Here is a 12373-nt window from a genome sequence, read left to right as displayed (position 1 = left end):
CATGGCGATTTCCGACGAACAGTTTGACCGCGTTGCCACCACCGTTATCACGGGCTTCCTTGGCAGTGGCAAGACAACCCTTCTCAATGCCCTTCTGGCTCACGACGGCATGGCAAAGACCGCCGTTCTGATCAATGAATTTGGTGAAATCGGCCTTGATCACCTTCTGGTCCGCGAGGTGTCCGAGGATGTCGTATTGCTGAATTCCGGCTGCATCTGCTGTTCGGTGCGCGGCGATCTGATTTCGGGCTTGCGTGATCTGTTTGTCAAACGCACCCGTGGCGAGGTACCGGAATTCGACCGGGTCATCATCGAAACCACCGGCTTGGCCGACCCGGCCCCGATCCTGCATACCCTGATGACCGATCCGCTGCTCACGGCCAAATTCCGCCTTGATAGTGTGGTCACCACCGTCGATGCCCTGCATGGCGCGGGGCAGCTTGATGACCATCCCGAAAGTGTAAAGCAATCCGCCGTTGCCGACCGCATCCTGATCACCAAATCCGATCTGGCCAACGCCGAAACGCGCGAACGCCTTGAAACCCGCCTGCGGCAGCTTAACCCGGCCGCCCCGATCCATGCCGTCACCATGGGTGATATTGACCCGGCCAAACTGTTCAATGCCGGGCTGTATGACCCGGCGACCAAAAGCATGGATGTGCAGAAATGGCTGCGCGACGAGGCGTACGAGCAGCACGGCGACGATCACCACGATCATCACGACGGGCATGATCACGCGCATGACCATCATGACCACGATCACGGCCATGATCACCACCACCACGCGCATTCCCATGACGTCAACCGGCATGACGACCATATCCGGTCCTTCTGCATCACCTTTGACGAACCGCTGCATTGGGATGCGTTTGTCACCTGGGCGGAAATCTTCACCCAGATGCGCGGCGAAAGCCTTTTGCGCGTCAAGGGCATCCTGAACCTTGTCGGCGAAAGCAACCCGGTTGCGATCCATGCCGTGCAGCATGTTTTTCATCCGCCCGCCACCCTGCCCGCATGGCCAGATGAAGATCGCCGATCAAAAATCGTCTTCATCACCAGGGATCTCGGCCCGCAGGTGATCCGGGAATCGCTCTATCACCTGAATGCCGCCGTCTCGGAAACGACTGAGAATACCTGAAATCTTTCGGCATTTGAGCCACATCAAGGCATTCAACCCGAAATTGGATCAGATTGGGTCTTGGCTTGATACAGCCTCACTCTAAGTCCTGAACTTCGGGCGGCCTCATTTACTGCGGTCGCCCTTTTTCTTGCCGTTTTTCATGGGCATTCTATCCCCTCGCCAAACCGAAGGACAGCATCCACCATCCAACCGTACAGGTTGCGCTGCTGTTGCGCTGCACTAAATCTGGCGCAGGTTGGCAAAGCTGTCCTCAGTTTTCCGAAACTCTCAAAACAATCAATCAAATCAAATCGAAGGGGGTAGAACATCATGATTTTCCGGAACTGGCAGGGTACGAAAATCCCCGCACTTGGCTTTGGAACATACGAGCTCGATAACGCAAGTGCTGAACATATGGTCGCCGAAGCCGCCAAAATCGGTTACCGCCATTTCGATACCGCCCAGATGTATCATAACGAGGAAGGGGTTGGTCGCGGGCTCAAGGCATCCGGCCTTTCACGTGATGACTACTTCCTCACCACCAAAATCTGGCCCGACAATTTCCAAAGCGGCGATCTGCAAACCTCCGTGGTCGAAAGCCTGCGCAAGCTTGATCTCGACCATGTCGATCTTTTGCTGCTCCATTGGCCCAATGATGACATTCCGCTGCGCGAAACCATCGCGGCATTAAACGAGGTCAAAAACCTCGGCATGACGCACCTGATCGGGATTTCCAACTTCCCGACCGCCCTGATCGAACGCGCCGTCGGCCACAGCGATTTTCCCCTTGCCGTCAATCAGGTCGAATATCACCCCTATCTTGACCAGTCCAAGGTGCTTGAATGCCTCCGCAGCCATGACATGCTGCTGACCGCCTATTGCCCGCTGGCGCGTGCCAAGGTGATGAATGATGAAACGCTGGTTGCCATCGGCAAGGCCTATGGCAAATCCCCGGCACAGGTGACATTGCGCTGGCTGCTGCAACAGGATGGCGTCATGGCGATCCCGAAATCCGGCTCGCCCAAAAACGCCAAGGCCAATTTCGATATCTTTGATTTCGAACTCTCGGATTCCGACATGGCCGACATCAACGAACTCGCCCGGCCCGACGGCCGCCTGATCGATCCCGATTTCGCCCCCGAATGGGATCAGGCCGCCTGAACCAGCGGCACCGCCCACCCCCGTCATTCCCGCGAAAGCGGGAATCCAGCCAGCGGTAAAGAAATGGATTCCGGGTCTGCGCTTCGCTCCGCCCGGAATGACGGAAAAGAACAAAACCACGCATAAAACCATCAAGACCGGCCCCCGACAGGCCGGTCTTTTGCGTTAAATCCCCCCGCCCCGCCAAAAACCGCCGAATTTCCCCCGGTCGCCAGCCCCGGCTTGTTTCGCACATGCGAAAAGCGTAATTTGATAGCCTGTTCAATCCGTAACCGGCGATTCCTTCATGACCAGCACCACAACCAACACCGCCGAAACCACCAAACCCGATCTCGGCCACCGCCTGCACGAGGATGTGCTGGCCCTTCTGCTCGGCACCATGGTCGTGTCGCTCGGTGTGATGCTCTATAGCGAAAGCGTGCTGGTCACCGGCAGCACGGCGGGGGCGGCCCTTCTGATCGAACATGCCACCGGCATCGGTTTTGGCGTGATCTTCTTTGCGATCAATCTGCCGTTTTACTGGCTGGCCTTCAAACGCATGGGGCTTGCTTTCACCATCAAGACCTTCATCGCGGTCGGGCTTGTCTCGCTGTTTTCAAAACTGATGCCGATGTGGATCGATTTCTCGATGCTCAACCCGATCTTCGCCGCGATTGCTGGCGGTGCGCTGATGGGGATCGGCCTTCTGATGCTGTTTCGCCATCGCGCGGGGCTCGGCGGGATCAATATCCTCGCCCTGTTCCTACAGGAACATTTCGGCATCCGCGCGGGCTATTTCCAGCTCGCCGTCGATCTCGTCATCCTCGCCTGCGCCTTCCTGACCCTGCCCTTTGACAAGGTCCTGCTCTCGATCCTCGGCGCTGTCGTGCTCAACCTGATCATAGCCCTTAACCACCGCCCGGGCCGGTATCTGGCCGCCCGATAACCCGTCCAAACGCCACCTTACTGATATTTCCGCCGCCGAAAGGCCGCAGGATCAGAGGGCGCAACCACCCGAAGAATAGAACTTTCACACATCCTAATTAACCATTCTGGTAAATTAATCTGGACAGGAATGATTGGCAAGTTTACCATTTTGGTTATCTTGTGATGCGCAAACCGTTCGGAAGGAACCCCGTTGCCGATCAGGGATATCAAGCACAGGGGCATGCGCGAACTGTTTGAAAACGGACAGTCGCGCTATGTTGACAAACGTTTCCAGAAAAACGCCCTGCTGATCCTTGATCATCTTGATGGCATCGCCGATCTCGCCGACTGCATGGGGGTTCGGAAATTTCATCCGCTGATCGGCAATCGTGCCGGGCAATATGCCATGAGTGTTTCGGGAAACTGGCGCATCACCTTTACATGGGACGGCAAGGATATCGTGATCCTTGATCTGGAGGATTATCACTGATGAACGCACCCCGACCGCTTCGCCGCAATCGCCGCCCGACCCATCCGGGCGTGATCCTGCGCGAACATTACCTTGTCCCGCGCAAAATCCTGCAAAAGCATTTCGCCGACGATGTCGAAATCAGCGAAAAACACCTGAGCCGCATCATCAACGGCCATGCCCGTATTGACGCCCCGCTGGCCGCGCGCATCGCCAAAACGCTTGGCACCACCACACTGTTCTGGGTGAACCTTCAGGCATCGGTTGATGCCTGGGACGGCGAACAGGCCGAAGCCGACTGGCAACCGCAAACTGTGTATCCGCCGGAGCGGGCGGCGAGTTGACCATAGTGAAATTGTACACTCAAAAACTCAAAAAGTGGTGGCCTTTACCCGCCGCCTTCATTGCGAGCGCCGCTTTCTCCGCCGCTGGACTGATTATCGATCAATCATGTAGACCAATTGGCAATATGTTCTGCTCCATGTGGGTCAAATTTCAATGGGAGACGGTTTTGGCGGGCGGATTGGGGCTCATGGGCGGTATATTTGTTATTTTGTCGACCCGCGAACATATTCAGGCAAATCGCGAGGACGCCGTTAATCGCGAACTCGACCCTGTGGACAGGCTTTTGCGCGTTACTGACAGAACCATCAAAGACGCACAGGAACATATTGGAAAAGCCCGCAAGACACTCTTAGCAACTCCTTACGCCGAAAGCGGCAAAGTCGAGAACAACTGGAACAACATCAGAGTTGACGTCAAAGGGGCTGTCTCTCACAGCAATCAAGCACAGACCATCGCGGCCAATACCGATTTTCCTAGATCGCTGCGAGATGCCGCAAAGGAAATCGTCGAGAAAACAAAGCCGCTTGGTGAACAAAAATACACCACTACTACTTCCCCCGCCGAAACCCTGGAAGCAATTGAGAATATTGCAAACAGCTTGATTGCTGCGAATGAAGAGCTGCGTAGCGAACGTCAGGCATATGCCAGTATACTGTTGAACAGATAAAGACACCGCATTGCCCACAGCCCCCAAGGGCTAGCCGTTTGACGCAGCGGCCTTTGTGCAAATTCATGCGGGCCGCCATCGCACCACCAACCTCATCAAAGATTCCCCCATGACGGGAGCATCCCGCGATAACGCGCCTGCGCGAAATGGAACCATGAATGGATCGAAATCGGCGCGATCACCGGCCATGAGGCCGGCGCAGCAGCCAAAGTGACTAGCGACCCCAATCCACAAAGACGAGGAAACTCGCAACATACTGAAAAACATAAAGAAAAATGGCGATCCCTGCAGGACTCGAACCTGCAACCTACAGATTAGAAGTGTGTGCGTTTTTCTTTGAAATCATAGACCGTTAGACAATTTTCCTGCTTTGTTCACGCTGTGTAATTCCAATGAGTTACGGAACCGGTGTCTAATTTTTTTCAAATGAAACGCCTCAGATCAGGCTGCAATCGACGTCAAATTTCTCACAATAAGGTCATCCATTTTCACTTGATCGCTCGCACCAACGATGACACCATATACGCGAATAATAAATAAGCAGCCTCACGGGGAAGGCGAATGACACCAGATATGTTTGAAAGGTCAATCTTTGACCTTGTCAATGAGAAGGCACTCGTTCTTGAGCAGCATCTTTCGTCAGATGTGATCTTCTATCACGGTGGTATTTTTCCGGAGTATTTCCGGATATTCAGAGATTTTGTCGAAGAAGTAAGAGATAGATCAGAACGAACTGACGGCACTGTATCTATCGTACTTCGCACAGGTGGCGGATCAGCAGAAACCACAGAGAAGATGGTTAACGTTCTCCGCAACCATTACGATAATGTCTACTTTGTCATTCCTGATATGGCGATGTCTGCTGGAACGATCTTTTGCATGTCAGGCGATAAGATCTATATGGATTATGCGTCGAGCCTTGGCCCAATTGATCCGCAAGTTCCCGCTTCTGGAACTGGAGAATACGTCCCTGCAATGGGTTACTACGACAAGGTTCATGAGCTAGTCCAGAAGGGCAACCTACAACCAGCTGACGTTGTCCTGCTCAAGTCACTCGATTTGGCAAAACTGGCCCTTTACGAGCAAGCAAGAGACTTGTCTATCGATCTGCTAACGGACTGGCTTGTTAACTATAAGTTCAGGGATTGGACACAGCATAGGACAACAAATCCTGGCACGCCGGTCACAATCGAAGAAAAAAACGTACGCGCGAAGCAGATCGCTAGCGACTTGGCCAATCACAAAAGATGGCGTTCACATGGACGCAACTTAGACGTCGTAAAACTAAAAGAACTGAGAATCGAAATCGACGACTATACGGATGACTTAGAAATGCGGTCAGCAATTCGTGATTATAATGATCCACTTACAGGATTTGTTGACAGACAGAGAATACCTTTTTATCTACACCACCACTTAATACAGGCATAAGGGAGTTAAGCGATGTCACTTGCAGAAGCAGTTCGTGATAGACTTGAGAAAACGCCTGCTGAGAATCAAACCACGCTGAGAGGTAAACTGCTCGAAGCTGAAAAGCTCGCGGATAAGTTCAGCGACGTTAAACCGGTCCCATACATTGTGCCTATCGAAGTTGCTATCGGCACGTTCTACCGGCCCGAGTAATCGTGGTTAATACGGAATTCAAAAGGGGTGGAGCTTAGACCGCCCCTTTTTCTTTTCCAAGAACGTTACCGCCGAAACTGTCCAGATCGGGCCTTGATAATGATCGCCTGTTAAAACCCGCCGATATTGTTAACGATCACGAGTGGCACCACCACGCCCGGACTTTCTTCATCACCGAACGTCAGGGAATGGCGCGTCACATGTGACCCCGGAAGGTCTTTCAAAATCCGCTGATAAATTCCCGCCCAATCGGTCGCGGCATAAACCCGATTGAGAAACGGATGATCGGACGCCAGCACTACCTTACCCCGATAGCGGCTCGGGGAAACCTTGATCCCCCGCTCCTCAAGCGCGATTTTCACGTCATCGCGGTATTGCGCAAAAACGATCATCTCCGATACCGGCACCCCGCGCCCCATTGAATGGCGCAACAAATACCGCAAACAATCCTCGGCCCGCATCCGGGCTAGATCATCAAGCCGATCCTGTTCACTCATACAGGACATATCGGGCAAGGTTGGCGAATTGGCCCAAACATATCGCGCCCCGGCTTCGCCGTAAGTCGCCCGCGCCTCGCGCACGAGCGCCAGATCATAGTGCCGTTCAGATCGCGGGACTGCCGAGGGCGGCAAATTCCGGCGACTGGTGACCGGCAACGAACCGGGCATTTCATAATGACCATGCTTGCGAAGCGACGGCAGCACCTCCGCAGTCACCCATTTCTTGAACCGTTTGGCCGCTTCCTTGCGGCTGGTCAGTATCAGTGAATAGAGGCCGCTTTCGTTGATGATTGTCTTTGTAGGATTTCCCGGAATACCGTCGGTAATAACGACGGTATCTTTTTCATCATCATCCAACCGCGCCGAAGCATCTCTTGAATTGGCAATCTCCAAAACCTTGCAAACATCAACCAACACAAACCAGATCACCCCGTCCCTATCAAAGGTACGAACCGACTGACCTTCAAAATCGAATGATACCGGCAGGGTCATGACTTTGCCCCTTCCAGCATTGTGACCGCGTCTTTGCGGATGGAACGAACCCACGCAAGGACCTGCAAGCAATCCAGCTCATGCAACCCATTACAACCGGGACTGACCCAGCTTTCCAGTATGTCGAATTTCTTTTCCAGCTCGCCGGACGTCACAGCCGGGATCACCCGCAACTGATCCTCGCGCCAAGCCGAGAGATGACTATCCTCATCCCGGTCACCGACCAACTTGAGAACATCAAAAACATCATCCAATTCCGTAATGCCTTTCGGCGGTTCGAATTTAACTGACATTGCAATTCACCTGTTGTCCAGAACATCAAACTTGATTACTCTGTGAACAGGTTAAGTCCGAATGTTTACCATGTCAACAGGTTTGATTACAGTGATAACACCAGTGCAATGCAAGATGGCGCGAACCGCACTCGGACTGGGCGTCAGAGACCTAGCAAAAATCGCCGGGGTTTCCGCAATGACTATCACCAGATTCGAAAACAGCAGCACCAGCGGTTACGCCACAACGCTCGATAAAATAACCCGCGCTTTGGAAAATGCCGGAGTAATCTTCATCGCCGAGAACGGCGAAGGCCCGGGCGTGCGGCTCCGTAAACGAGTGCCCGATGCCAATTAGATTTCATCCGCGACCCGGCAGGTTTCTTACTTGTGACTATCGGGGCTATGAAGCCCCTGAAATGATAAAACGTCGCCCTGTCGTCGTGATCTCACCGCGAAAGCGCCAGGGACCGGGACTGTGCACAGTAGTTCCTTTGAGTACCACCCCTCCCAATCTACAAACCGCATGCCACGTGAAGATTGAAATCGATCCGCTTGGCGGAAGATGGACTGCAACAGAGATGTGGGCAAAGTGCGACATGATCACAGTCGCCAGCTTCAGCCGACTGGATATGATCAGAACCGGGAAAGCTCTGGATGGCAAAAGAATATACAATAACAATGAATTAGATGCTGATCTTCTAAAGAAAATCAGAGAAGCCTGCGCGTTTAGTTTTGGGCTCTAGTTGACTTTAACAAGACAAGTTGTTACATGAAACACGTACCCGCGCTGCGCAAGCATCGGGCGTTAAGACCGTACCCACGGCAGGCCACGTTGATAGAGGCGATTACAAGCCCTTGCGTGGCCTTTGTTTTTCAAGGTGCCTTAGAGCAACCACAGGTCAGAATTTATCGCGAATATACCGGTTGTAGTACCCACCTTTTGAACGAGCCTGACACAGCCCGTCAAATATCCATTTCGGGACCCGGTAGTAGCTATACGGCCCACCACTATCGACAAACCACAATTGCAGCACCTGCGTCGGCTCATCGTACTCGGCTCGGCTAATTGCCGTTGAGTTGAAATATGGCACCCGCTCCTCCCACTTAAAGGCATAATGGTAGCGAGGAACCCCTACATATTCAACAATACTAAATAACAGAAATACCCGACCCCCGCACGTAACGAGGGTATCTATTGGGCGTGATTGGGAATAGGAAGCCTAGAACAGGCTTCCTTGTTGCGGACGGTCATCAACCGGTCGCATCAGATCCGCGTCATTGTTCCGGACGGAACCAACACGGTCTGAAACCTTGTGAAACCGCAAAAGCTGCGACGGCAATGGAACCGTCAGTTTTGAAAGGGCTTCATCAAGCGGGGCACTAAGCCAGGTACCGATTTCATCATCGATCAGGATCGCAGGTTCGCGATGGTGGATTTCACCCATCTTGGGTCCAGCTTCGCGGGTCAGCAAAGCAAAGGTATAGGCTTCAAACCGCTCGGCCTTGAGCGTGCCGACCCAATGAGACCAGACACCGGCCATCATGAAGGACGAAACCCCGTCATCCTTGCCAGCAACACCGATCGCATAAGCCTGCTTTTTACCCTTTTCGCCCTCCGCGCGTCCCGCCGTTTGCCATTCGTAAAAGCAGGTCGCCGGGACAAGACAGCGATGACGCTGGATCGATCCGCGATATGTCGCCTTTTGCGTCACATCCTCGATCCGGGCATTGATGGTATTGAACTTTTTATCAGACAGGTCCTTGTCAAACCACGGCGGGATAAAACCCCAAAAGGCATATTCACCCCATATATTCGAACCATCGGAAAGCACCACCGGGCAATAATGGGTCGGAGCGGTGTTATAGTTCGGTTCCGGGTCCTTTTCAGGAGACGGGAACAGCAAACCCGAATGCGCGTATATCTCGGCCCAAGTCATTTCGTGTGAGTAACGCCCGCACATGCCTTGCATCCGCTCCAAAAGCTCGGGCCACCTTTGTCCAATCCTTCGCGGCCACGTATCCCTGCGGAATTATGTAATCTTTGCCAACGGACCAGCAACCCCTTTTTCAACCGCCGCTGCAGCGGCGTCAGCTTCTTGCGACCATCAAGCATCAGCAAGACAGCCGCATGGAATGACTGATATGGCTGGCGCTGCGGATGGAAATTTTCACCTGCCAAGATCGCATCAAACAGGCGGCGGTAATCATCCAGATACCGCCGATACCAGCCATTCTCGGGAAACTCGGCCAGATAGATTTCGAAATCAGTCGCAAACTGTTGAAACTGTTCAACCCAAGACAAAAAAGGGCGATCGCTCATATCCAAGGGCCTCCATTCTGGATGCACAGGATATAGGAGACCGCCCAATATGTTCAATATATGTTCTTAAAATAGGAACATATTCACGATTTACGGGCCGGAATGTATATCCGGGCCGAACAACGCGCCGATCTTGCGGTTTTTGCCATAGCAATCATCATGCGCATCGATCAGATCGACGATATACCGGCCAACCTTTTTATCGGTAACCGGCGGATCAGGGATCGCCGGAACGGGCTTGCAGGCGGTTAAGGCCCCCGGTACCGTTGCCGAGATATATTCCGTTGTCCGGATCGGCTCTGGCGTCGTCCCGCAACCTGTCAAAAAGCCCACCCACAGCAGGCCCGACACAACCATCATTCGGCGCATCATTCACCCCCTCCATCAAAGTGCGATACCGGGCTTCCGCCCCGGATCGCCGGACACGTTCGTCGGCCAATGCCCGCTCAATCCGGGCACCGGCCAACCGCAACCGATTGATCGTTTCCATGTTTTCGATACTGGCATCACGCCATCGCACCGACCGCATTTGCTCCGCCTCGATCCGCGCCTGCGCACCATCAAGGCGAATGGTCTGCACACTGACCGCAGCAAACAGCAATCCCACCCCGCCCACGACGAACCACCACATCATGCCGCCGCCGGTGAAGGCACCCGCCACAAGCTTGAAGATATTTCGCATCACCCACCCCCGATCATTTGCCGGTACCAGCCCCAAATGCGGTCAACATAGGTGATGGTTTCACGCGAATGCCGCCCGGTGATATCGGGCAGACATGCGATGATTTCCGGATAAAGCGACGGACCGCCACATGCCCGCTGCGCCGAAAGAAGATGCCCCAGACCGGCATTGTAACTGGCCAGCGCCAGGCTATGCCGATCCCATTCAGGCCGCTTTGCCGACCACTGACCGCGAAGCCCCGCCATATAAAACGCCGCAGCCCGGATCGAGAGCTGCGGCATGAAGGCCGATGCATTGGGCGGCAGATCGATCTGCCCGGAAACCTGTCGCCACGTCCCGGGCATGAATTGACAAAGCCCCTGCGCACCCACGGGCGAAACCGCATCCGGGCGCAAAAGACTTTCCTGATAGCACTGGGCTTTCAGGAGACGCCAATCAAGCCCGGGCAGGTAACGCCCCGCGTGCTGGCGGAATTCATGATCAAAGCGATCCGGAAACAATAAGCCCGACCAAGATGCAGACGGCCAGAATCCGGTAACCAAGATAATTAGACACAGCATTGTCATTCGCATTGGAAATCCACCCTTTGAAATCAAAATCGATGATCCGGTCGAGCCATTTGAGAACCCAGCGCACGATGACAAACGCAATCAGCGCCAGAACGAGTTGAACAACCGACGCCGCCGCGATGGACGGCGCCACATATGCAATCTGATCCATGTCAGACCCCTTTCGAATTTCCTGATTTGATTGCGCCCAACAGAAAGGCTTGCAGCCCCTTTGGACCGAGCCACCCGATGAAGGTGCCGACCGCACAAGCGCCGGTTATGCTGAGATCGAAGTAATCGGCGATCCCCATTGAAATGGCGAAACAGAACCCCGCGGTGACCAGCTCCCACAAAAGCTCTCGCCCCCAAAAACGTCGAAACCCTTTTGCAACAAGGTTCCGGTGCCAAAGAATGCGGGCGTAGATCGTCAGCCCCGCTACTGGCCACCAAAGCTTTAACGCCACGAGCCATTGCGGCTCAAACTCGTGCGGCGGCTTGTCCATGCCGGCACCCCCTACCATTCAGGCATAAAAAAAGCCGCCGATTGGCGACTGACTGAAACGGGCGTGATTGAGGCAACTAGATTTCAGGAACGACAGTAATATCAGGCTCCGCCGGATACCCGGTCGCACAATTATATGCCTTGCAGGCATCCAGATCGGGCAGCGCATCAATCGCCGCATCATGTGCAGCCTGCTGGTCGAAACAGGCGGCGACCATCACGTTGACAGCTTCGCCCAACGCGATGATTTCCGCGCTGGTTAGATGGGGATAGGAATTGTCGCGGAACCGCCAATTGCGTCCGTCAGGCAGGCCACCCGCAAGAGCATTGAAGTAAACGGCCATCAGCAAAGCCCGGCTTTCGCTGTCTGTCTGGGCAACGTATGTCGTCCCGCCAAGCTCGAACTCGACACCAGCATCCATGCGTTCAAATTTGCACTTCTTGGCCCGCTCTTTCAGCTTCGCCTTCGCCGCTTCAAGGCTGATCGGCTGGGTGGAATATTGCAGTGTGGCGGTCATCGTTTCCGGGGCTTCTGGATCACCATCAATCACAACGGTCGGGTTGCCGATCACCGTCTGCCATTCCTGATCGGGCTTGGTGCCCTGATCAATCACCAGAACGAAGTTGTCCCGCAAATCCTCGACCGATGCCAAGGCGGCATTGCTGTAGGTTTTGCCGGTTTCTGCCTTGAGGCCCATCGGGCTGCTGGCCGTTTTGACCAAAGCCCACTGATCGTCACAAATCGCATAAAGCGCAGTCATGG

The 12373-nt window shown here is 54.0% G+C and carries 20 protein-coding genes; 10 read left to right on the top strand and 10 right to left on the bottom strand.

Translation table 11 applies throughout. The features are described from left to right. Position 1: 1 nt before the first annotated feature. The 8 genes from IT971_RS08385 (at position 2) to IT971_RS08350 (ending at position 6291) form a co-directional block, all read left to right on the top strand. The gene (locus tag IT971_RS08385; RefSeq protein ID WP_063092862.1) at positions 2–1138 is read left to right on the top strand and encodes a GTP-binding protein; all 1137 of its coding nucleotides are present in this window, start codon (positions 2–4) and stop codon (positions 1136–1138) included. A gap of 312 nt (positions 1139–1450) precedes the next feature. After that, positions 1451–2281, top strand: coding sequence for an aldo/keto reductase (locus IT971_RS08380; protein WP_063092861.1), 831 nt, complete (start codon positions 1451–1453; stop codon positions 2279–2281). Between the two features lie 286 nt (positions 2282–2567). Next, complete coding sequence (locus IT971_RS08375; RefSeq protein WP_063092859.1) at positions 2568–3206, top strand: YitT family protein; 639 nt, start codon at positions 2568–2570, stop codon at positions 3204–3206. Between the two features lie 192 nt (positions 3207–3398). Further along, positions 3399–3677 (top strand): type II toxin-antitoxin system RelE/ParE family toxin, encoded by a 279-nt coding sequence (locus tag IT971_RS08370; protein ID WP_255356833.1) that lies wholly within the window; start codon positions 3399–3401, stop codon positions 3675–3677. Further along, positions 3677–4000, top strand: a complete 324-nt coding sequence (locus IT971_RS08365; protein ID WP_063092858.1) for a HigA family addiction module antitoxin — start codon at positions 3677–3679, stop codon at positions 3998–4000. Before IT971_RS08370 ends, IT971_RS08365 begins: the two co-directional genes overlap by 1 nt. Next, complete coding sequence (locus tag IT971_RS08360) at positions 3997–4668, top strand: hypothetical protein (RefSeq protein WP_037987691.1); 672 nt, start codon at positions 3997–3999, stop codon at positions 4666–4668. The genes IT971_RS08365 and IT971_RS08360 overlap by 4 nt, the downstream gene beginning before the upstream one ends. A 561-nt stretch (positions 4669–5229) precedes the next feature. Then, the gene (locus IT971_RS08355) at positions 5230–6099 is read left to right on the top strand and encodes a hypothetical protein (protein ID WP_196871205.1); all 870 of its coding nucleotides are present in this window, start codon (positions 5230–5232) and stop codon (positions 6097–6099) included. A 12-nt stretch (positions 6100–6111) separates the two neighbouring features. Beyond that, positions 6112–6291, top strand: coding sequence for a hypothetical protein (locus tag IT971_RS08350; protein WP_196871204.1), 180 nt, complete (start codon positions 6112–6114; stop codon positions 6289–6291). Positions 6292–6401: 110 nt separating this feature from the next. Here the strand turns inward: IT971_RS08350 and IT971_RS08345 are convergent, their stop codons facing one another. After that, positions 6402–7283 (bottom strand): BRO family protein, encoded by an 882-nt coding sequence (locus IT971_RS08345; protein WP_196871203.1) that lies wholly within the window; start codon positions 7281–7283, stop codon positions 6402–6404. Next, positions 7280–7576, bottom strand: a complete 297-nt coding sequence (locus IT971_RS08340; RefSeq protein WP_196871202.1) for a hypothetical protein — start codon at positions 7574–7576, stop codon at positions 7280–7282. The genes IT971_RS08345 and IT971_RS08340 overlap by 4 nt, the downstream gene beginning before the upstream one ends. Positions 7577–7637: 61 nt before the next feature. On the opposite strand from IT971_RS08340, the gene IT971_RS08335 reads away from it, so the two are divergent. Both IT971_RS08335 and IT971_RS22580 read left to right on the top strand, forming a co-directional pair. Further along, positions 7638–7913: a helix-turn-helix domain-containing protein gene (locus tag IT971_RS08335; RefSeq protein ID WP_371734412.1), complete on the top strand. Its 276-nt coding sequence runs from the start codon at positions 7638–7640 to the stop codon at positions 7911–7913. Beyond that, positions 7903–8301 carry a type II toxin-antitoxin system PemK/MazF family toxin gene (locus tag IT971_RS22580; RefSeq protein WP_196871201.1) on the top strand — a complete coding sequence of 133 codons (399 nt, stop codon included), beginning with the start codon at positions 7903–7905 and terminating at the stop codon, positions 8299–8301. Before IT971_RS08335 ends, IT971_RS22580 begins: the two co-directional genes overlap by 11 nt. A gap of 156 nt (positions 8302–8457) precedes the next feature. On the opposite strand, the gene IT971_RS22575 is transcribed toward IT971_RS22580, so the two are convergent. From IT971_RS22575 to IT971_RS08290, 8 genes are all read right to left on the bottom strand, one after another. After that, complete coding sequence (locus IT971_RS22575) at positions 8458–8649, bottom strand: KTSC domain-containing protein (protein ID WP_196871200.1); 192 nt, start codon at positions 8647–8649, stop codon at positions 8458–8460. 129 nt (positions 8650–8778) lie between these two features. Beyond that, positions 8779–9519: an SOS response-associated peptidase gene (locus IT971_RS08320; RefSeq protein ID WP_196871199.1), complete on the bottom strand. Its 741-nt coding sequence runs from the start codon at positions 9517–9519 to the stop codon at positions 8779–8781. Next, positions 9492–9878, bottom strand: a complete 387-nt coding sequence (locus tag IT971_RS08315) for a hypothetical protein (protein ID WP_196871198.1) — start codon at positions 9876–9878, stop codon at positions 9492–9494. Before IT971_RS08315 ends, IT971_RS08320 begins: the two co-directional genes overlap by 28 nt. Before the next feature lie 217 nt (positions 9879–10095). Then, complete coding sequence (locus IT971_RS08310; RefSeq protein ID WP_196871197.1) at positions 10096–10560, bottom strand: hypothetical protein; 465 nt, start codon at positions 10558–10560, stop codon at positions 10096–10098. After that, entirely contained in the window at positions 10560–11060 is a 501-nt protein-coding gene (locus IT971_RS08305; RefSeq protein WP_196871196.1) for a transglycosylase SLT domain-containing protein, read from the bottom strand. The genes IT971_RS08310 and IT971_RS08305 overlap by 1 nt, the downstream gene beginning before the upstream one ends. After that, positions 11041–11280 (bottom strand): hypothetical protein, encoded by a 240-nt coding sequence (locus IT971_RS08300; RefSeq protein ID WP_196871195.1) that lies wholly within the window; start codon positions 11278–11280, stop codon positions 11041–11043. Before IT971_RS08300 ends, IT971_RS08305 begins: the two co-directional genes overlap by 20 nt. A gap of 1 nt (position 11281) precedes the next feature. Continuing rightward, entirely contained in the window at positions 11282–11611 is a 330-nt protein-coding gene (locus tag IT971_RS08295; protein WP_196871194.1) for a phage holin family protein, read from the bottom strand. 76 nt (positions 11612–11687) lie between these two features. After that, positions 11688–12371: a DUF4376 domain-containing protein gene (locus IT971_RS08290; RefSeq protein ID WP_196871193.1), complete on the bottom strand. Its 684-nt coding sequence runs from the start codon at positions 12369–12371 to the stop codon at positions 11688–11690. Positions 12372–12373: the final 2 nt, after the last annotated feature.

This window comes from Thalassospira sp. B30-1 (genome assembly GCF_015767575.1).
Taxonomy (GTDB): Bacteria; Pseudomonadota; Alphaproteobacteria; order Rhodospirillales; family Thalassospiraceae; genus Thalassospira; species Thalassospira xiamenensis.
The sequence above is the reverse complement of the archived record's forward strand: the minus strand, read 5'-3'. Positions and strand labels throughout refer to the sequence as shown.